The 19360-nt window shown below is 53.3% G+C and carries 18 protein-coding genes and 4 pseudogenes; 15 read left to right on the top strand and 7 right to left on the bottom strand.

Going from position 1 to position 19360, the window contains the following annotated elements:
• From QZ506_RS19675 to argE, 3 genes and pseudogenes are all read right to left on the bottom strand, one after another.
• Window positions 1–142: pseudogene (locus QZ506_RS19675) on the bottom strand (transposase); the annotation flags it as partial.
• A 16-nt stretch (window positions 143–158) separates the two neighbouring features.
• Window positions 159–476, bottom strand: a pseudogene (locus QZ506_RS19670) (phosphoenolpyruvate carboxylase); the annotation flags it as partial.
• 238 nt (window positions 477–714) lie between these two features.
• Window positions 715–1863 carry an acetylornithine deacetylase gene (gene argE / locus QZ506_RS19665; protein WP_291973323.1) on the bottom strand — a complete coding sequence of 383 codons (1149 nt, stop codon included), beginning with the start codon at window positions 1861–1863 and terminating at the stop codon, window positions 715–717.
• Between the two features lie 241 nt (window positions 1864–2104).
• Between argE and argC the strand changes: the two genes are divergently transcribed.
• From argC to hemB, 12 genes are all read left to right on the top strand, one after another.
• Entirely contained in the window at window positions 2105–3109 is a 1005-nt protein-coding gene (gene argC / locus QZ506_RS19660) for an N-acetyl-gamma-glutamyl-phosphate reductase (RefSeq protein ID WP_291973321.1), read from the top strand.
• 23 nt (window positions 3110–3132) lie between these two features.
• Window positions 3133–3906: an acetylglutamate kinase gene (gene argB / locus QZ506_RS19655; RefSeq protein WP_291973319.1), complete on the top strand. Its 774-nt coding sequence runs from the start codon at window positions 3133–3135 to the stop codon at window positions 3904–3906.
• A 109-nt stretch (window positions 3907–4015) separates the two neighbouring features.
• Window positions 4016–5386 (top strand): argininosuccinate lyase, encoded by a 1371-nt coding sequence (argH, locus tag QZ506_RS19650; RefSeq protein WP_291973317.1) that lies wholly within the window; start codon window positions 4016–4018, stop codon window positions 5384–5386.
• Between the two features lie 215 nt (window positions 5387–5601).
• Window positions 5602–7164 (top strand): DNA recombination protein RmuC, encoded by a 1563-nt coding sequence (rmuC, locus tag QZ506_RS19645; RefSeq protein ID WP_291973315.1) that lies wholly within the window; start codon window positions 5602–5604, stop codon window positions 7162–7164.
• A 263-nt stretch (window positions 7165–7427) separates the two neighbouring features.
• Window positions 7428–8183: a bifunctional demethylmenaquinone methyltransferase/2-methoxy-6-polyprenyl-1,4-benzoquinol methylase UbiE gene (ubiE, locus tag QZ506_RS19640; protein ID WP_291973313.1), complete on the top strand. Its 756-nt coding sequence runs from the start codon at window positions 7428–7430 to the stop codon at window positions 8181–8183.
• Between the two features lie 24 nt (window positions 8184–8207).
• Window positions 8208–8816: an SCP2 domain-containing protein gene (locus QZ506_RS19635; RefSeq protein ID WP_291973311.1), complete on the top strand. Its 609-nt coding sequence runs from the start codon at window positions 8208–8210 to the stop codon at window positions 8814–8816.
• The gene (gene ubiB, locus QZ506_RS19630; RefSeq protein ID WP_291973309.1) at window positions 8813–10456 is read left to right on the top strand and encodes a ubiquinone biosynthesis regulatory protein kinase UbiB; all 1644 of its coding nucleotides are present in this window, start codon (window positions 8813–8815) and stop codon (window positions 10454–10456) included. The genes QZ506_RS19635 and ubiB overlap by 4 nt, the downstream gene beginning before the upstream one ends.
• Window positions 10457–10696: 240 nt before the next feature.
• Window positions 10697–10978: a Sec-independent protein translocase subunit TatA gene (gene tatA / locus QZ506_RS19625; protein WP_291973306.1), complete on the top strand. Its 282-nt coding sequence runs from the start codon at window positions 10697–10699 to the stop codon at window positions 10976–10978.
• Window positions 10979–10981: 3 nt separating this feature from the next.
• Window positions 10982–11611, top strand: coding sequence for a Sec-independent protein translocase protein TatB (gene tatB, locus QZ506_RS19620; protein WP_291973304.1), 630 nt, complete (start codon window positions 10982–10984; stop codon window positions 11609–11611).
• Between the two features lie 3 nt (window positions 11612–11614).
• Window positions 11615–12364 carry a Sec-independent protein translocase subunit TatC gene (tatC, locus tag QZ506_RS19615; RefSeq protein ID WP_291973302.1) on the top strand — a complete coding sequence of 250 codons (750 nt, stop codon included), beginning with the start codon at window positions 11615–11617 and terminating at the stop codon, window positions 12362–12364.
• 140 nt (window positions 12365–12504) lie between these two features.
• Entirely contained in the window at window positions 12505–13287 is a 783-nt protein-coding gene (gene tatD, locus QZ506_RS19610) for a 3'-5' ssDNA/RNA exonuclease TatD (RefSeq protein WP_291973300.1), read from the top strand.
• A 15-nt stretch (window positions 13288–13302) separates the two neighbouring features.
• Window positions 13303–14325, top strand: a complete 1023-nt coding sequence (gene hemB, locus QZ506_RS19605) for a porphobilinogen synthase (protein ID WP_291973298.1) — start codon at window positions 13303–13305, stop codon at window positions 14323–14325.
• 81 nt (window positions 14326–14406) lie between these two features.
• Here hemB and rfaH read toward each other — a convergent pair whose 3' ends face one another.
• A complete protein-coding gene (rfaH, locus tag QZ506_RS19600) occupies window positions 14407–14895 on the bottom strand; it encodes a transcription/translation regulatory transformer protein RfaH (protein WP_291973296.1) in 489 nt (162 codons plus the stop codon).
• A gap of 147 nt (window positions 14896–15042) precedes the next feature.
• Here rfaH and ubiD point away from each other — a divergent pair, with 147 nt between their 5' ends.
• Window positions 15043–16530 carry a 4-hydroxy-3-polyprenylbenzoate decarboxylase gene (gene ubiD / locus QZ506_RS19595; protein ID WP_291973294.1) on the top strand — a complete coding sequence of 496 codons (1488 nt, stop codon included), beginning with the start codon at window positions 15043–15045 and terminating at the stop codon, window positions 16528–16530.
• Window positions 16531–16584: 54 nt separating this feature from the next.
• Window positions 16585–17286, top strand: a complete 702-nt coding sequence (gene fre / locus QZ506_RS19590; RefSeq protein WP_291973292.1) for an NAD(P)H-flavin reductase — start codon at window positions 16585–16587, stop codon at window positions 17284–17286.
• 134 nt (window positions 17287–17420) lie between these two features.
• Here the strand turns inward: fre and QZ506_RS19585 are convergent.
• The 3 genes and pseudogenes from QZ506_RS19585 to QZ506_RS19575 form a co-directional block, all read right to left on the bottom strand.
• Window positions 17421–17525: pseudogene (locus tag QZ506_RS19585) on the bottom strand (hypothetical protein); the annotation flags it as partial.
• An 83-nt stretch (window positions 17526–17608) separates the two neighbouring features.
• The gene (locus tag QZ506_RS19580) at window positions 17609–18676 is read right to left on the bottom strand and encodes a phage integrase Arm DNA-binding domain-containing protein (protein WP_291973290.1); all 1068 of its coding nucleotides are present in this window, start codon (window positions 18674–18676) and stop codon (window positions 17609–17611) included.
• Complete coding sequence (locus QZ506_RS19575; protein WP_291973325.1) at window positions 18654–18839, bottom strand: excisionase; 186 nt, start codon at window positions 18837–18839, stop codon at window positions 18654–18656. The genes QZ506_RS19580 and QZ506_RS19575 overlap by 23 nt, the downstream gene beginning before the upstream one ends.
• Window positions 18840–18980: 141 nt before the next feature.
• Between QZ506_RS19575 and QZ506_RS19570 the strand changes: the two are divergent.
• A pseudogene (locus tag QZ506_RS19570) lies at window positions 18981–19360 on the top strand (ATP-binding protein); the annotation flags it as partial.

The following is a 19360-nucleotide window of genomic DNA, read 5'->3' as shown; positions in this document are numbered from 1 at the left end:
CAATGACCAGATGTGAGATTTCACCACGGGTTGGCGTTTTTATGCTGATGTTCACTGTCTTTGCTCGCTTGCTGAGCAGCGAATAGTCTGGACAATGCAGCGACAATTTAATCAGTTTAAAAATCGAGTCAACAAAGCCCTTTCAGACGATCGAACGCCTGAGATAAAATTTCCGGGTTGCTGGCCGCTTCGCCGTGTGGCGAAATTGAGTGATATTGCTCTGCGGTGTTGGTCAGATTAAGGAACTGGCTGAAGGCGCGCGCGACTGGGAGCAACTCCTCATTGGAGAGATTTTGCAGCGTGTTCAACAGCTCCTGACGGCGCTTTTCATTGCCTGCGCGGGACGATTTTGACAGCTTACGGATCGTCTCGACCTTATCAAGAATACTCTCTCCTAATGCATCCTTGATGGTGTCACCAAGAAGTTTACCCAGCATACTCACATTACTTCGCATCGCGGAATATTGTTCGTTCATATTTACCCTGACCCATCTCTATTTTTTGTAAGTTTGTTTCATAGAAAGACGCAAAACGCTACCTTCATCTGGCCACGCACGGCGGGATTCGTCAATTGACGATTGGTTGTTTTATCACCCTGCCAGTTTTACCCCCCCCTGTTGTTGTACCTGCTTTCATGTGGGATTGGCAATTGTTGAAATTTAATTACATCCGTGCGCGGATTAGGGGCGCTTATTACGCCCCCTCCTTTCACGTTTACCGGCAGAAATGTTGCACCATCAGGGTGATCAACTTATGCGTTGGGGCGATAAATGCGGTGTCGATATATTCATCCGGCTGGTGGGCTTGTTCGATCGAACCGGGGCCGAGCACCAGCGTCGGGCACAGCGTCTGGATAAACGTCGCTTCGGTGCAGTAGTTCACCACATCCGTGGGCACGCCCAGTAATTTCTCAATCACCCCTACCAAGGCGTGATCCACTGGGCATTCATAGCCGGGGATCGGCGGATGCAGCTCGCTGACGCTCACGCGTCCCGGCCAACGCTCGCTTACTGGCGCCAGCGCTTCCGTCACCAGACCGTTTAAATCGTTCCGCGTTAATCCTGGAAGTGGGCGGATATCCATATGCAATTCACAGCAGGCACAGATGCGGTTGGCCGCGTCGCCACCGTGAATATGGCCGAAATTCATGGTTGGATAGGGGATATGGAACGCCGCGTTGTGATAACGGGTTTGCAGCGTATTGCGCAACACCATCAAGTGGGAGATGACATCGTGCATCAGTTCGATAGCGTTTACGCCGCGCGAAGGATCGCTTGAATGGCCGGATTGCCCCTGAATCCGCACTGCGTTTGACATATGGCCTTTGTGGGCACGAATCGGTTTCAACGATGTTGGTTCGCCAATGATGGCGCAGTCCGGGCGTATCTGCGTAGATTCAGAGAAATATTTGGCGCCCGCCATGGTGGTCTCTTCATCGGCGGTGGCCAGCACGTAAATCGGTTTGGTCAGCGTTGCCGGATCGATGTCGCGCAGCGCATCCAGAATAAAGGCGAAGAAACCTTTCATATCCGCAGTGCCCAGCCCGTAAAGCTTGTTATCGTGTTCTGTCAGGGTAAAGGGATCGCGCGTCCAGCGGCCATCATCAAACGGCACCGTATCGGTATGCCCGGCCAGCAGCAAGCCCCCTTGGCCTTGGCCGATGCGCGCCAGCAGATTGAATCTATGCCGCGTACCGGGCACTGGCTGTACCTCAACGTGAAAGCCCAAATAGGCAAACCATCCGGCGAGCAGATTGATTAATGCTTCATTGCTCTGATCGAGCGCCTGATCGGTAGCGCTGATAGAAGGCGTCGCGATCAACGCCCGATACAGCTCAATAAATGGGGGTAAATTCATCTTCACTGTTGACAGCCTTATGTTAGGATAGCATCAATATTCATGCATTTATTTTGAATAAAAATACAATAACGCTTAGCGAAAGGAAACTGTTTCTAACCCTTGGATGAGACATTACCTGATAGTCTACACTTGCACCGGTCGAATACCGTTAGCGGGTTTGGAGTTTTGTAGATACCCTGTTTTAACGACATTGTTTTTAACGATGCACTGTTTACATTATTTTAGTGGAAGGTATGCAGATCCCATGCTGAATACGTTGATTGTTGGCGCAAGCGGTTATACTGGCGCTGAACTTGCACTCTATCTGAATCGTCACCCTCAGATGAACCTTACCGCACTTGCGGTATCCGCGCAGAGCGTTGATGCGTGCAAACGCATTTCTGATCTGCACCCTCAACTGAAAGGCATCATCGATTTGCCGGTACAGGCGCTGACGGATGCCGCCGAAGCCGCCAAAGGCATCGATGTGGTGTTTCTGGCGACCGACCACAAAGTGAGTCACGATCTTGCGCCGGTGTTTCTGGCAGCAGGCTGCGTGGTGTTCGATCTCTCCGGTGCGTTTCGCGTGCAGGATGCTGAATTTTATCGCCGCTACTACTGTTTCGAGCATCAACACGCTGACTGGCTGGCGCAGGCGGTGTATGGCCTGGCCGAGTTTCAGGCGGAGCGCGTCAAGCAAGCGCAGCTGATTGCCGTCCCCGGTTGTTACCCGACGGCGTCACAGCTGGCACTGAAACCGCTGGTGGATGCACAACTGCTCAACACCGACCAGTGGCCGGTTATCAATGCGGTCAGCGGTGTGAGCGGAGCCGGACGTAAAGCGTCGCTCACCAGCAGCTTCTGCGAGGTGAGCTTGCAACCTTATGGCGTGTTCAATCACCGCCATCAACCCGAAATTGCGACCCACGTGGGCATTCCGGTTATCTTCACGCCGCATCTGGGGAATTTCGTGCGCGGGATTCTGGCGACCATTACCTGTCGCCTGAAGCCGGGGGTCAGCGCGCAGGATGTGGCGGAAGCTTACCACAATGCCTATCACGACAAACCGCTGGTGCGCCTCTACGATAAAGGGGTTCCGGCGCTAAAATCAGTTATTGGCTTGCCGTTTTGTGATATCGGTTTCTCCGTACAGGATGAGCACCTGATTGTGGTCGCCACGGAAGACAACCTGCTTAAAGGAGCTGCGGCGCAAGCTGTACAGTGCCTGAATATTCGTTTTGGTTTCCCTGAAACCCAATCTTTGCTCTGACATAATCCTGAGGCACGAAAGCGATGAATCCGTTAATTATCAAACTGGGCAGTGTGTTACTGGACAGCGAAGAAGCGCTGGAGCGTCTGTTTACGGCGCTGGTTGCCTATCGTGAGCAATACCAGCGCCCGCTGGTCATTGTGCACGGCGGCGGCTGCCTGGTGGATGAACTGATGAAAAAACTGGCTCTACCCGTAGTGAAGAAAAATGGGCTGCGCGTGACACCAGCGGATCAGATCGACATCATCACCGGTGCGCTGGCGGGTTCGGCCAATAAAACGCTGCTGACTTGGGCGAAGAAACACGCCATCAACGCGGTGGGTTTGTGTCTGGCGGATGGCGGCATGACCACGGTAACGCAGTTGGATGAATCCTTGGGTTACGTGGGTAAAGCACAGGCGGGTTCTGCCGATCTGCACAATGCGCTGCTGAGCGCCGGGTATCTGCCAATCGTCAGCTCTATCGGCATTACCGAACAAGGCGATTTGATGAACGTTAACGCCGATCAGGCCGCAACCGCGCTCGCGGAGATGCTGGGTGCCGATTTAATCCTGTTGTCGGACGTGAGCGGTATCCTCGATGGTAAGGGGCAACGTATTGCGGAAATGACCGCGCAGAAAGCAGAGCAGTTGATTGCGCAGGGGATTATTACCGATGGCATGATCGTTAAAGTCAACGCGGCGCTGGATGCGGCTCGCGCGCTGGGTCGCCCGGTAGATATCGCCAGTTGGCGTCATGCCGATCAACTGCACGCGCTGTTTAACGGCACGCCGATTGGCACACGGATTCTGGCGTAAATCTGTTAATCTGTAAGGCATTTCCGTTGGCTGAAAGGCAACGGAAGCGAGCATGCGGGTCCGCCCGCATGGTTACAAGACATTGAAGCACATTTTGGGAGTATCGGTTATGGCGTTGTGGGGCGGTCGTTTCAGTCAGGCGGCAGATCAGCGGTTCAAACAATTTAATGATTCGCTGCGGTTTGATTACCGTCTGGCGGAGCAAGATATCGTCGGCTCTATCGGCTGGTCAAAAGCGCTGGTGACGGTCAATGTTCTCAGCGAACAGGAACAGGAGCAGTTAGAGCAGGCGCTGAATGCGCTGCTGGCCGAGGTGCAAGCTGATACGGAACAGATTCTGCAAAGCGACGCCGAAGACATTCATAGCTGGGTAGAGCAGAAACTGATCGATAAAGTGGGTGATTTGGGTAAAAAACTCCACACTGGCCGCAGCCGTAACGATCAGGTAGCCACCGATCTTAAACTTTGGTGTAAAGCGCAAATCAGCGAACTGCGACTGGCCGTGCGCCAGCTGCGTTCCGCGTTGGTGGCTACCGCTGAGGCGAATCAGGATGCGGTGATGCCGGGTTACACCCATTTGCAGCGCGCTCAACCGGTGACCTTTGCCCATTGGTGTCTGGCTTACCATGAAATGCTGGCACGCGATGAAAGCCGCCTGGAAGATACGTTAAAACGCCTTGATGTCAGCCCATTGGGCTGCGGCGCGTTGGCCGGGACGGCCTATCCTATCGATCGTGAGCAACTGGCAGGCTGGCTGGGTTTTGCGTCTGCCACGCGTAACAGTCTGGACACGGTGTCAGACCGCGATCACGTGCTGGAACTGCTCTCTAATGCCTCGACAGGCATGGTGCACCTGTCACGCTTTGCCGAGGATCTGATCTTCTTCAACAGCGGTGAATCCGGATTTGTTGAGCTTTCCGATCATGTGACCTCCGGCTCATCCCTGATGCCGCAAAAGAAAAACCCGGATGCGCTGGAGCTGATCCGCGGTAAATCGGGTCGAGTGCAAGGCGCGCTGACCGGCATGATGATGACGCTCAAAGGCTTGCCGCTGGGGTACAACAAGGATATGCAGGAAGACAAAGAAGGGCTGTTCGACGCGCTCGATACTTGGCATGACTGTCTGATGATGGCGGCACTGGTGTTGGAAGGCATTCAGGTCCGTCGTCCGCGCTGCCAGGAAGCGGCGCAGCAGGGTTACGCCAATGCGACCGAACTGGCAGACTATCTGGTGGCAAAAGGCGTTCCGTTCCGCGAAGCGCACCACATTGTCGGTGAGGCCGTGGTGGAAGCTATTCGGCAGGGTAAGCCGCTGGAAGCATTGCCTCTGGCGGATTTGCAGAAATTCAGTGCCACCATTGGCGATGACGTGTATCCCATCCTGTCGCTGCAATCCTGTTTGGAAAAACGCGCGGCCAAAGGCGGTGTTTCACCGCAGCAGGTCGCACAGGCGATTGCCGATGCCAAAGGGCGTCTGTAGCGCTGATAGCGCTCTGTCACCTGCACCAGTGCCAGATATCCGGCCCTTTTTTATTCAGCCAATAACCATAAGCCATAACGCAAGACGCCTCGCATTTTAACCATTTCACCGCCGACAACGATGCCGCTTTACGTTGGCCTGCGTTATTCTTTATGGACATACATACAGTATCACTTTACCTTGACGGACAGTGGCGATAACGAAAGGAATGCGACGTGGATATCACCCTCTTTTACTGTGTAGGCGGCGGGGCGGTCGGCGTGCTGGTGGGATGGCTGGTTGCCAGCCTGCGTTACCAGCAACGCAGCGCCCGGCAAGAAACGGAACAACGTATACAAGAACAAGCGTTACAGCAGGCGCAAAGCGCGGTACGTGAGCTTCAGCTTGCGCGTGATAAGGACGAACAGCGCCTGCGTCAGGATGATATGGAACTGCGTTTGATGCACGGTAAACTCACCGCCCATCAGGAAAAGCTGCTGGTCATGTCCCGGTTGCAAGAGGAGTGCAACAAGCTCAACCAGGAATTGCGCGCGCTGCGCGAAGCAAACAGTGCGCAGGAAGCGGAACTGCGTGAAGTCACCATCCGTTTGGAAGAGACGCGCCTCGCTGCTGAGGAAAAACAGCGCTTGTTAATCAACAGTGAGCAACGCCTGACGACACAGTTTGAAAATCTGGCTAACCGGATTTTTGAGCACAGCGGTCGCCGGGTGGATGAACAAAATCAACAGAGCCTTGATAAACTGCTGACGCCGCTGCGGGAACAACTGGACGGTTTTCGTCGTCAGGTCCAGGAGGGGTTCTGCAGTGAAGCGCGTGAGCGCCACACGCTGGCGCATGAAATTCGCCAGTTGCAGCAACTCAACGTGCAAATGGCGCGAGAAGCGGTCAACCTGACGAAAGCCTTGAAAGGCGATAATAAAACCCAGGGGAACTGGGGCGAAGTGGTGCTGGGACGCGTGCTTGAGGCTTCGGGCCTGCGTGAAGGCCATGAATACCAAACGCAGGTCAGTATCCAGACGTGCTCAAACGGACGCATGCAGCCGGATGTGATCGTTCGTCTCCCGCAGGGCAAAGATGTGGTGATTGATGCCAAGATGTCGCTGGTGGCCTATGAGCGCTACTTTAACAGTGAAGACGACGGGGAACGCGCCAGCGCACTCAGCGAGCATATCGCCTCCGTGCGCGGGCATATCCGCCTGCTGAGCAATAAGGACTATCAGCAATTGCCGGGGCTGCGCTCGTTGGACTATGTGCTGATGTTTATCCCCGTCGAGCCTGCCTTCCTGGTTGCTATCGACCGCAATCCTGAATTGATCAGCGAAGCCCTGCAACACAACATCATGTTGGTAAGCCCTACCACGCTGCTCGTCGCGTTACGAACCATCACCAATCTGTGGCGTTATGAACAGCAAAGCTGCAATGCGCAGCAGATCGCCGATCGTGCCTCTCGGCTGTACGATAAACTGCGTCTCTTCGTGGAAGACATGGCGGCGTTGGGGCAATGTCTGGATAAATCACAGGTTAGCTATCGGCAGGCTATGAACAAACTGGCTTCCGGGCGCGGCAATCTGATAGCCCAGGTAGAAGGTTTCCGTTCCCTTGGTGTTGAGGTTAAGCGTACCATAAACCCCAACGTGGCAGAGCAAGCGGTGCTCTCTGCTGAGGCTAACGACGAGACCGGGCGGCTGTCTCAGCAGCCTGAAGCAATGCAAACTGACATCCCGACCAGCGGAGAACAACCTGCCAGTGCAGACGTGGGAATATCGAACCAGCTGTGATGCGTTGCGTATGTTCACGTTTTACAACTTTATTCAGTGCATCAGAGCGATGGGTTTTTAAGCCTGGTCTGTTACACTCTCCCCATTAAGGGGTAGTTTCAAAATTCGATGTTCCTCTTCGATTGTTGATGCGAAACGCACACAGACACGCCAAGCTCGTGTTGCGCATAACGCTCGACAGCGCAATGTGAGCGGTGAGTCTAGCCGAGAGTGCGCAAAGGGGATTGACCACAATTCTGATTTGGAAAAGTAGGGCGAAGAACATGACGAACGATCCGGAGAAAACCACGCATTTTGGTTTTCGTACTGTCGATAAAAACGATAAAGAGGCCATGGTAGCGGGCGTATTTCACTCCGTAGCGGGAAAATATGACCTGATGAACGATTTGATGTCCTTCGGGATTCATCGTGCCTGGAAACGATTTACCATTGAGTGCAGCGGCGTCCGGCGCGACCAGCGCGTGCTGGATCTGGCGGGCGGAACGGGGGATTTGACGGCTAAATTATCACGTCTGGTCGGCGAAGCGGGGGAAGTGGTGCTGGCCGATATAAATGCTTCCATGCTGAAAGTGGGACGCGAAAAGCTCCGCAATCTGGGGATTATTGATAACGTCAACTATGTGCAGGCCAACGCGGAGGCGCTGCCCTTCCCGGATGACTACTTTGACTGCATCACCATTTCTTTCGGTTTACGCAACGTGACGGATAAAGACAAAGCGCTGCGCTCCATGTTCCGCGTCCTGAAGCCCGGCGGCCGTTTGCTGGTGCTGGAGTTTTCCAAACCGATGTTGAAACCGCTCAGCAAAGTCTACGATTTCTACTCATTCCATGTTTTGCCGCGTATTGGCGATATGGTGACCAAAGATGCAGGCAGCTACCGTTATTTGGCGGAATCGATACGTATGCATCCGGATCAGGAAACGCTGAAGGGCATGATGGTGGACGCGGGCTTTGACAGTGTAAACTACTTCAACCTCACGGGAGGCATTGTCGCGTTACACCGTGGGTTCAAATTTTAAGTTGTTTTATAGTGGGAAACGCTGATGCTGATAACGTCTGTGCTGACTGCCGCGCTGGAAACTGCGTTAAATAGCCTGCTTTTTCGCGAACGTAGCTTGAAAGCGGCGCGCCAGCGACTACAGGGAAAAGCGCTCAAAATTGTGTTAGCAGAACTGCCAGTGCCGCTGGTATTGGTCTTTGGTGAGCACCGCGTCGATGTGGTAAGCCAGTGTGCTGATACGGCGGATTGTCAGTTAGAAACCCGGATACCCGCATTGCTCACGTTGCGCGATCGCCAGCAGCTTTCATCGCTGATGCGTCGTGGTGAACTGGTCATTGAAGGGGATATGCAGGTTGTCCAACACCTTGTCAATCTATTGGATTTGGCAGAGTGCGACCCTGCAGAGTGGCTTGCGCCTTACACGGGCGACGTTTTTGCGCAAGGCATTGGTCAGACAGTACAAGGCGCGTTTCGCGGTGCGGCCCGTTTGTTCGATCGCCAGCGGCGTTATTTGGCAGAAACCGTAACGGAAGAGTGGCGGCTTGCGCCTGGGCGTTTAGAGGCGGCCTGGTGGTATGACGAAGTGGCCGCGTTAAGCGATGACGTCGATGCGCTGGCGGCACGACTGGCGAAGCTGGAGTCTGCCGCATGACGCCAAGTGAATTGCTACGCCTTTACCACATTATTCGCGTCATGTTGAGCTATGGGCTCGATGAACTGATCCCGCATTTGCGCATCACCTTACCGTTGCGTATCTGGCGCAAATTCCTGTTCTGGATGCCAAACCGCCATAAGGACAAACCGCTTGGTGAACGTTTGCGTTTGGCGTTGCAGGAATTGGGCCCGGTGTGGATCAAGTTCGGTCAGATGATGTCTACTCGACGCGATCTTTTTCCACCGGAGATTGCCGATCAGCTCGCTATCCTTCAGGATCGCGTCGATCCTTTTGACGGTAAACTGGCTCGTGAGCAGATCAAACTTTCGATGGGGGGCATTCCACTCGAAAGCTGGTTTGATGATTTTGAAATAGTGCCACTGGCCTCTGCGTCTATCGCACAGGTACATACTGCGCGGCTCAAAACAAATGGCCAGGAAGTGGTTATCAAGGTCATTCGTCCTGATATCCTCCCTGTCATCAAGGCTGATATGCGGCTGATGAACCGTTTGGCGGGCTGGTTGCCGATGCTGTTACCGTATGGACGACGCTTGCGCCCGCGAGAGGTCGTGCATGAGTACGAAAAAACCCTGCTTGACGAATTAAACCTGCTGCGTGAAGCGGCAAATGCCATTCAATTGCGCCGTAACTTTGATGGCAGCCCGATGCTGTATATTCCGGAAATCTATTCGGATTATTGCAGTGAAAACATGCTGGTGATGGAGCGTATCTACGGTATTCCGGTCTCAGACGTTGAGGCGCTGAAAGCCAACGGCACCAATATGCCGCTGCTGGCGGAGCGCGGCGTGCAGGTGTTCTTTACTCAGGTATTCCGCGACAGCTTCTTCCACGCCGATATGCATCCGGGAAATATTTTTATCAGCTGTGAACACCCTGAAAACCCACAATATATCGGTATTGATTGTGGCATCGTTGGGTCATTGAACAAAGAAGATAAGCGCTATCTTGCAGAAAACTTCATTGCCTTTTTCAATCGCGATTATCGTCGCGTTGCTGAACTGCATGTGGATTCCGGTTGGGTGCCTGCAGATACTAATGTTGAAGAGTTTGAATTTGCGATTCGCACCGTGTGCGAACCCATTTTTGAAAAGCAGTTGGCAGAGATCTCCTTTGGGCATGTGTTATTAAACTTGTTCAATACCGCGCGCCGCTTCAACATGGAAGTGCAGCCACAGTTGGTCTTGTTGCAAAAGACATTGCTCTACGTTGAAGGTGTAGGCCGCCAGCTTTACCCGCAGTTGGATTTATGGAAAACAGCCAAGCCTTTTCTGGAGTCGTGGCTGAAAGATCAGATGGGGATTGCTGCACTGATTCGCGGATTGAAAGAAAAGGCACCCTTCTGGGCGGAAAAACTGCCGGAAATTCCCGAGTTGATTTACGATGGTTTGCGGCAGCATCGGCTGCTGCGTCACAGTGTGACACAACTGACAGATGAACTGCGCGTGCAGCGAGTGCGCCAAAGCCAGTCGCATTATTTACTTGGCGTTGGCGCGACGTTGCTGCTGGCTGGGTTACTCATGTTGGTGGGGCGTCAGTATCTCCCGGAAGTGATTTCGGCGGGGTTAATGGCCGCTGGAGTTGTGAGCTGGGTCATTGGTTGGCGTCGTACACGTTGAAGCAGATCATGACAGGCGCTATTAATAGCCGTATATAATAGTTACGGCTTTGACCTTATATGCCTTTCCGCCGCAGGAAAAAGGCGTTGCAGGAAACGCAAACCGAGCGCATCCTCTGGGCATGCATTCTCTAGGTAAGAATAACGCGCGGTGACTCGTTTTTGGACAAAATGCACACACGAACGTTTGCGGTGTGAAAGATGATAGATAACTCCCCTTTGTAGAAAAGAGGTAATTGGTATGGGTGGTATTAGTATTTGTAACTTGTTGATCATTGCGGCGATCGTGGTGCTGCTGTTTGGTACTAACAAGCTGAGAACGCTAGGCTCCGATTTGGGCGCATCGATTAAAGGCTTTAAAAAAGCCATCAGCGATGACCAACCTTCGTCCGCTGACAGCGCATCTGCAAACCAGAATGAAAAAACACAGCAGGATGCCGATTTCGCGACGAAGTCCATCACGGAACAACAGGCTGACGCAAAATCAGAAGAAACAAAGAGCCAGCATAAAGAGCAGGTATAATCGGTGTTTGATATCGGATTTGGTGAGCTGATGCTCGTAATGGTGATCGGCCTGGTAGTACTCGGGCCTGAACGCCTGCCCGTTGCGGTTAAAACGATTGCTGGTTGGGTCAGAACGCTGCGCTCGCTGGCGTCTACGGTGCAAAATGAGCTGACCCAAGAGTTGAAGTTGCAAGAGTTGCAGGACAGTTTGAAGAAGGTGGAGCAGGCTAGCCTGAAAAACCTTTCCCCAGAGCTGAAAGCCTCTATGGACGAACTCAAAGACGCGGCAGACGCGATGCGGCGCGGATATGTGAAACCCGGTGACAGCGCCACGGCGCAGTTGGGTGAGGTGCCACATAAACCGCTGGCGGATGCTGAAGCAGCTCATGATGGGGTTATCAGCACCGAGCAAGCCTCTTCGCCAGCCGCGTTACCGGCTGTCGACCAACCCGCCGCTGCGCCATCCTCATCCCTTATCAATGTGGCACCGCCTGCGGCAGTGAATCGCGCACCAGAAGCGCCTTCTGCAACGGCTGTGCCTGACAATACGCCAGCTGTCGCTGCCGTGGCACCGACCGATGATGTACCCAATAAGCGCGCAGCGCCTACTCCTGCTGTCGCGCCTTCCCAAACCTCTGCTGATGAACGCTAGTCTATGGCCGTTGAAGATACACAACCGTTAATCAGTCACCTGATTGAGCTTCGCAAGCGCCTGTTAAACAGCATTCTTTGTGTGCTGGGCGTATTTGTCGTGCTGGTTTTTTTTGCTAACGACATCTATCAGATTGTCTCGGCACCGCTTATTGAACAACTGCCTGCCGGGGCCAGTATGATTGCCACCGACGTGGCTTCCCCGTTCTTTACGCCGATTAAACTCACGATGATCGTGTCGGTGTTTGTCGCTGCACCGTTGGTGTTGTATCAAGTCTGGGCGTTTATCGCTCCAGCGCTGTACAAACATGAACGTCGCCTGATGATGCCGTTGCTGTTCTCCAGCAGCCTGCTGTTCTATGCGGGTATGGCATTTGCCTACTTTGTCGTGTTCCCACTGGCGTTTGGCTTTTTTGCCAAGACAGCGCCACAGGGTGTGCAAATCGCCACTGATATCAATAACTACCTCGATTTCGTGATGGCGCTGTTTATGGCGTTTGGAGTCTCTTTCCAGGTACCTATTGCTATTGTACTGCTGTGCTGGAGCGGTGTGACCAACACGGAAGATTTGAAGAAGAAGCGGCCTTATGTGCTGGTTGGCGCTTTCGTTGTCGGTATGCTGCTGACGCCGCCGGAAGTGTTCTCACAGACGTTGTTAGCTATTCCGATGTACCTGTTGTTTGAAGTCGGCCTGTTTTGCTCACGTTTTTACGTGGGGAAAGGACGCCGTCAGTATGAGGCGGAAGAGCGCTAGGCAGAAGAAAGAAACGAAGGTCCATCGTCCTGAATCCTGTTGTTATCCCCGCTTAGGCGGGTATTTCCTCCAATCTGCATCTGCTTCCCTTCGGGATACGCTCGCCGGAGCGGGAGTGTCATTACCCTTCAGGAATGTCCATGTTTGATATCGGCGTCAATCTGACCAATAGCCAATTTGCTCACGATCGTGCTCTGGTCATTGAGTGTGCTCAGGCGTTTGCGGTAAGTGGAATGATCATCACCGGAACCAACCTGCATGAAAGTGAGCAGGCGATGGCACTGGCACAGGAATACCCAGACTATTGCTGGTCGACGGCGGGTGTGCATCCCCATGATGCCAGTAGTTGGTCGACGGCGGTGGCGGAACAGATTTCGCAGTTGGCGCAACAGCCTGCGGTTGTAGCGCTGGGCGAGTGTGGACTGGACTTTAATCGCAATTTATCAACGCCTGATGAGCAGGAACACGCTTTTTCCGCACAGATAGCGTTGTCCGCAGAGCGGGGGTTACCCGTACTCTTGCATTGTCGTGACGCCCATGAGCGTTTTATCGCGCTACTCTCTCCCTGGTTGGATAAGCTGCCGGGAGCAGTGCTGCACTGTTTCACGGGGACTGCACAGGAGTTGGATGAGTGCTTGCGTCTTGGGCTTTCGATTGGCATCACCGGCTGGTTGTGCGATGAGCGACGCGGAATTGCACTTCGCCATCTGCTAAAACAGATTCCCATCGACCGCCTGTTATTGGAAACAGAAGCGCCCTATTTGTTACCCCGGAATTTATCACCAAAACCTGCATCCCGGCGTAATGAACCCTGCTTTTTGCCGCATATCGTTCAGCAGGTTGCTGCCTGGCGCGATGAAGACGCCAGTATGTTGGGGCAAAAAGTAGATGAAAACGCACACCGGATTTTCCGGCTGCCATGATTCTGGAGAATAATTATGAGCAATGTTTTTCTTGGCGCTTTTCCCGGCCGTCGCCTGCGCCGTTTACGCCGTCATGATTTCAGCCGTCGCCTTGTTGCTGAAAATCAGTTGACGGTCAATGACCTGATTTATCCTGTCTTTGTGATGGAAGGCAAAAATCAGCGTCAGGAAGTGCCTTCGATGCCGGGCGTATACCGCATGACGCTCGATCTACTGGTGAAAGAGGCGGAAGAACTCGCCAAGCTGGGTATCCCGGTGCTCTCACTGTTTCCGGTGATCGATACCGACAAGAAGTCACTGAACGCCGAAGAAGCCTATAACCCCGAAGGGCTGGCGCCGCGTGTGATCCGCACGCTCAAAGATGCAGTGCCGGAGCTGGGGTTGCTGACAGACGTTGCCCTGGATCCTTATACCACGCATGGGCAAGACGGCATTATTGATGAATATGGCTATGTGATCAATGACATCACCAAATCCGTTCTGGTGCGTCAGGCGCTGTGTCATGCACAAGCGGGGGCAGAAATCATTGCACCAAGCGACATGATGGATGGCCGCATTAGTGCCATACGCGCCGAGCTGGAAGCGCAGCATCTGGTGAACACCCAGATCATTGCTTACTCGGCAAAATATGCGTCTTGCTACTATGGGCCTTTCCGCGATGCGGTAGGTTCGGCAAGCAATCTGAAGGGGGGTAACAAAAAAACCTATCAGATGGACCCGGCCAACGGGGATGAAGCCTTACAGGAAGTTGCCCAGGATTTGCAGGAAGGCGCGGACATGGTGATGGTGAAACCCGGTATGCCCTATCTTGATGTGCTGCATCGTGTTAAAGAAACGTTTGGCGTGCCGACCTTTGCCTATCAGGTCTCTGGCGAATATGCCATGCACATGGCGGCCATTCGCAACGGCTGGCTTCAGGAGCAGCCGCTGGTGATGGAGTCACTGCTGTGCTTCAAACGCGCAGGGGCAGACGGCGTACTGACCTATTTTGCCAAGCATGTCGCACAATGGCTGCGTGACGAACAGCTTTCCCGCTAATCGTCCTATCCGCTCAGACCTATCCGTTCGCAGCCCGTGAGTGTTCTTACCGGCGGCGTTTATTTTGTCGGTTACGCCTGACTACAGCTTTTTGAACTGGCGATTATCGAGGCTTTGCGGCACCTGCTTGTTGATAAAATTGAGCAGCAGCATGGAGCGTGCTTCACCGTCAGGTTCACTGTAAATCGCCTGTAGCCCGGTAAACACCCCTTCGGTGATCAGCACGGTGTCCCCGGGATACGGTGTTTGTGGATCGTGAATCATCTGTACCGGGTGTTGTGTCAGTTCGGTAATGACGGTCACGGGGATGACTGCAGGCAGAGCGCCGAAACGGATAAAGTGGCTGACGCCCCGTGTGGCGGCAATCGTCGTGGTATGGATGCGTTCGGGATCGAATTCAATAAACAGGTAGTTGGGAAACAGTGGCTCGCTAACTTCCGCGCGTTTTCCCCGCACGATCTTTTCCATTTTGATCATCGGGCTCAGGCAGTTAACGGCCTGGCGTTCAAGATGTTCCTTGGCGCGCAGCAGCTGCCCACGTTTGCAATACAATAAATACCAGGCTTCCATAATGTGTTGTGTCTATGATCTGTCAGTCGATGAGCATTGCAGGGAAGCATAACAAAACCCTGTGCGGATAAATAGCGGCATGAGGAAGCGACAGAATTTGCAAGAAACCTTATAATGTCGTTTTCACAGACTGCGTTGACAATCAGCATGAAATATCGTGATTTACGTGAATTTCTCGCGCTTCTTGAACAGAAGGGGGAACTGAAACGCATTCGCCACCCTGTCAGCCCCCACTTGGAAATGACGGAGATTGCCGACAGAACGCTGCGTGCGGGCGGTCCGGCGTTGCTGTTTGAAAATCCCACCGGTTATACCATGCCCGTGCTGTGCAACCTGTTTGGCACCCCGGAGCGGGTGGCAATGGGCATGGGACAGGATAGCGTGACGGCACTGCGTGATGTCGGCAAACTGCTGGCCTTTTTGAAAGAGCCTGAGCCGCCCAAAGGATTCCGAGACTTGATGGAAAACATGCCCAAATTCCGTCAGGTGCTCAATATGCCCACCAAACGGCTGTCATCGGCTCCTTGTCAGGAGCAGGTCTGGTCTGGGGAAGACGTCGATCTGATCCGTATTCCTGTGATGCAGTGCTGGCCGGAAGATGCTGCTCCTTTGATCACTTGGGGCTTAACGGTTACTCGCGGGCCGCACAAGGCGCGTCAGAATATCGGTATTTATCGCCAGCAAGTGCTTGGTAAAAACAAGCTGATCATGCGGTGGTTATCTCATCGCGGCGGCGCGTTAGATTTCCAGGAGTGGTGTCAGGAAAATCCCGGTCAACGCTTCCCGGTTTCTGTCGCGCTCGGTGCCGATCCGGCGACTATCCTTGGTGCAGTAACCCCGGTGCCAGATACGCTTTCCGAATACGCCTTTGCCGGGCTACTGCGCGGTTATAAAACCGAAGTGGTGAAATGTCTCTCCAATGATTTGGAAGTGCCCGCCAGCGCGGAAATTGTGCTGGAAGGGTACATTGAACCGGGAGAAATGGCGGCGGAAGGGCCGTATGGCGATCACACCGGCTATTACAATGAGGTGGATAACTTCCCGGTGTTTACCGTTACGCATGTGACGCAGCGTCAGGACGCCATTTACCACTCCACCTATACCGGACGCCCACCCGATGAACCCGCCGTATTAGGGGTGGCGCTGAATGAAGTGTTCGTGCCGATTTTGCAAAAGCAATTCCCGGAAATTGTCGATTTTTACCTGCCGCCGGAAGGGTGTTCCTACCGTCTGGCAGTCGTCACCATGAAAAAACAGTACGCCGGTCATGCCAAACGGGTGATGATGGGCGTATGGTCTTTCCTGCGCCAGTTTATGTATACCAAGTTTGTCATTGTCTGCGATGACGACATCAATGCGCGTGACTGGAAAGATGTTATCTGGGCGATTACCACCCGTATGGACCCGGCACGAGATACGGTATTGATGGAAAATACGCCAATAGACTATCTGGATTTCGCGTCGCTGGTGTCGGGGCTGGGTTCCAAAATGGGACTGGATGCCACCAATAAGTGGCCCGGTGAAACTCAGCGCGAGTGGGGGCATCCCATCAAGAAGGATCCTGATGTGTGTGCCCGTATTGATGCCATATGGGATGAGCTTGCCATTTTTAACGACAGCCCGCCGCGTGCTTGATGTATGGTGTGCCGCTGTTACTCGTTTTGCTTTTATCACCCTTAGAGGGAATGCATGACAACATTGAGCTGTAAAGTGACATCCGTAGAGGCGATAACGGATACGGTTTATCGGGTACGTTTGTTGCCGGAAGCCCCTTTCTCTTTCCGTGCCGGTCAGTATTTGATGGTGGTAATGGGTGAGCGTGATAAGCGCCCGTTCTCAATGGCATCAACGCCGATGGAACAGCAGTTTATCGACCTGCACGTGGGTGCCTCAGAGCTGAACTTGTATGCGATGGCGGTGATGGATCGTATTCTGAAAGAGCGCGCGCTGACGGTGGATATCCCCCACGGTGAGGCCTGGTTGCGCGAAGAGAGCGATCGTCCGCTGATCCTGATTGCCGGCGGCACGGGGTTCTCTTATGCACGTTCTATCCTGCTGACGGTGCTGGCACATCAACCTGAGCGCGAGATAGCGATCTACTGGGGGGGGCGGGAGATCAAGCATCTGTATGATTTGACCGAGCTACAGGCTCTGGCGAGCCAACACGCGAACTTGCAGGTTATCCCTGTGGTTGAGCAGCAGGAACAGGAGTGGTGTGGCAGAACGGGTACGGTACTCAGCGCGGTATTGCAGGATTACTGCACACTGTCAGGTCATGATATCTACATTGCCGGGCGCTTTGAAATGGCAAAAATTGCCCGCGAGCGCTTCTGCAACGAGCGTTTTGCGTTGATTGACCACCTCTACAGCGACGCCTTCTCCTTCATTTGAGTGCCTTAAAAAACGTGCTGTTTCCGATGGAGTTCATCAACGGATGGAAACAGCACGTGTGCTAAAGGTGCACCAAAGCATCTTACGTTGTGACCATGCAGACCCGCACGAGCCGCAACGGGATGCGCTACCGATTACTTGAATTCACAGGTTTGCACCGTCCAGCGCCGCGCCTGCTCGCTGATGGTGAAGCACAATCCCGGACGGTCAGAGACCCACATCCGCCCATCGCGCAGTTCATTAACGGCGGGATGAAAATTATGTCATTCATATTCATATAGTTAAAATCAATCGTTCGGGATTACTCGAAATTCAGTCGAAACTATTCAATCTCAGCCCACTCCGACCCTCTTACATCCCGGTACCTATCGGTCATCTCGGATGACTTATGTCCCAGCAGTTTTTGCGCATAATCCCTCCCTTTCTCATCAGTGTAGAGATGCGCTGCAAGGCTCCTGATTTCGTGAAATGAAGGCGCTTTTCCTTGCCACGTTAGTCCTGATAATCGACGTGCTTTCAAAAATGCTCTGGAAATGGTGTCCTGAGAAAATTGCTGGTGTTTAGCGTCTGCGACGATATGCGCTACGCCGTTGTTTAATGCCCTAAACTGGTTTAATATATCAGAAAGGCATAAGTTGAGGCAGTTGATGCGGATTGTCTCGGAGAAGGCAAGCATCGTGCCTGTTTTCGCCTGCTTGATGTAAAGGCGCCCGTCTTTGAAATCCTCCCAGCGTAGCGCCTGTATATCCCCTAAACGTTGACCGGTGACTAAAGCAAGGTCAAGGCAGGGCCCAACCCATGCGGGTAATGAATCCTCTGCCTTGCGTATGAGCTTCCACATATCCAGGGTTATGCGTTCCCGTTGAATATCTATACGTTGGTTTCGGGTGGCTTCGGCTGGATTTCTTTTGAGTAGCCCCCCAGCAATCGCTTCACGAAACAGGTCACGTAACAACGCCCTGATGCAGTCCGCCGTTGTCACTTTACCTGCTTTTACCCACTGATTAAGGAACGAGGCAATGTCTTTGGTTTCTACCTTCTGAAGAACAAATTCGCCTAAATGGGCGTTAACGGCTTTCAGGTATTTATTGTACTCGCTCATCGTCTTCGGTTTGAGTTTCCGTCCTTCGAGTATCGTCAGATAACGCTCAGTCCATTCACTCACTGTAGTCACCTGTGTGCCGTTGATGCGGTCAACGAGCGGTGATTGTTTTGATGAGCCATAAATTGCCATATTGGCGGCTATGGCTTGCGTAATGGCCTCCTGTCGATGGCGGACTAGGCCATACTCCTTTCCGGTGCGCGGGTCACGGTAGCAAAAATATCCGCCATTGCGCGGTTGCAGGTTTGGCGGCAAGTCGCGGTTCTTATGACTTCTCCGGCGTGCCATGTCTTATCCTCGATAACAGGGCGGGATGAAGGTAACTTGATGAGCGAAGGTTTTTATTCTGGGTGAGCTTGTAGGCGTTTTCCTCAATCAGATACTCGCGCCCATCTCGTATCGGTGCAGGGAAAATCATTCCGTTCCTGATCAATCGCCTGACTGTTTCCATACAACGCGGACAGGGTTGCCACCGATTCCACTCTGATAAGGTGATGTATGCCATAATTTACCTCTGCTAAAATCAGGCCGCTGAGCCGTTCGTCATGACGGCGAGCGGGTGGGGAATGACCAATAGAATAAATGCGGTGGTGATCGTAAGGTCGTCCGGGAACTGGCAGGGCTGGCGTTCGTGGAGCGCAGCGAAAACGTGATCCTGCTGGTGCCGCCAGGTGTGTGCAAAACGCACCAGGCAGTAGCACTGGGGGTCAAAGCGGCTGATGCCGGTCACCGGGTGCTGTTCATGCCACTGGATAAGCTGATCGCCACACCTATGAAGGCAAAGCAGGAAAACCGGCTGGAGAAACAGCTACAGCAGCTTGGTGACGCCCGGGTACTGATACTGGATGAGATAGGCTATCTGCCGATGAGCCGTGAGGAAGCCAGTCTGTTCTTCCGGTTGCTGAACCGTCGGTATGAAAAAGCGAGCATCGTGCTGACGTCAAATAAAGGGTTCGCCGACTGGGGAGAGAT

The sequence above is a fragment of the Candidatus Symbiopectobacterium sp. genome (assembly GCF_020054415.1).
Taxonomy (GTDB): Bacteria; Pseudomonadota; Gammaproteobacteria; order Enterobacterales; family Enterobacteriaceae; genus Symbiopectobacterium.
This window is presented reverse-complemented; position numbering and strand designations above follow the sequence as displayed.

What these genes read in the sequence shown, in the direction of transcription:
- fre (WP_291973292.1), top strand. Translation starts at nt 16,585, where the DNA reads ATGACAACATTGAGCTGTAAAGTGACATCCGTAGAGGCGATAACGGAT.
- argB (WP_291973319.1), top strand. Translation starts at nt 3,133, where the DNA reads ATGAATCCGTTAATTATCAAACTGGGCAGTGTGTTACTGGACAGCGAA.
- hemB (WP_291973298.1), top strand. Translation starts at nt 13,303, where the DNA reads ATGAGCAATGTTTTTCTTGGCGCTTTTCCCGGCCGTCGCCTGCGCCGT.
- ubiE (WP_291973313.1), top strand. Translation starts at nt 7,428, where the DNA reads ATGACGAACGATCCGGAGAAAACCACGCATTTTGGTTTTCGTACTGTC.
- QZ506_RS19635 (WP_291973311.1), top strand. Translation starts at nt 8,208, where the DNA reads ATGCTGATAACGTCTGTGCTGACTGCCGCGCTGGAAACTGCGTTAAAT.
- ubiD (WP_291973294.1), top strand. Translation starts at nt 15,043, where the DNA reads ATGAAATATCGTGATTTACGTGAATTTCTCGCGCTTCTTGAACAGAAG.
- argH (WP_291973317.1), top strand. Translation starts at nt 4,016, where the DNA reads ATGGCGTTGTGGGGCGGTCGTTTCAGTCAGGCGGCAGATCAGCGGTTC.
- tatD (WP_291973300.1), top strand. Translation starts at nt 12,505, where the DNA reads ATGTTTGATATCGGCGTCAATCTGACCAATAGCCAATTTGCTCACGAT.
- argC (WP_291973321.1), top strand. Translation starts at nt 2,105, where the DNA reads ATGCTGAATACGTTGATTGTTGGCGCAAGCGGTTATACTGGCGCTGAA.
- QZ506_RS19580 (WP_291973290.1), bottom strand. Translation starts at nt 18,676, where the DNA reads ATGGCACGCCGGAGAAGTCATAAGAACCGCGACTTGCCGCCAAACCTG.
- rfaH (WP_291973296.1), bottom strand. Translation starts at nt 14,895, where the DNA reads ATGGAAGCCTGGTATTTATTGTATTGCAAACGTGGGCAGCTGCTGCGC.
- tatC (WP_291973302.1), top strand. Translation starts at nt 11,615, where the DNA reads ATGGCCGTTGAAGATACACAACCGTTAATCAGTCACCTGATTGAGCTT.
- QZ506_RS19575 (WP_291973325.1), bottom strand. Translation starts at nt 18,839, where the DNA reads ATGGAAACAGTCAGGCGATTGATCAGGAACGGAATGATTTTCCCTGCA.
- tatA (WP_291973306.1), top strand. Translation starts at nt 10,697, where the DNA reads ATGGGTGGTATTAGTATTTGTAACTTGTTGATCATTGCGGCGATCGTG.
- ubiB (WP_291973309.1), top strand. Translation starts at nt 8,813, where the DNA reads ATGACGCCAAGTGAATTGCTACGCCTTTACCACATTATTCGCGTCATG.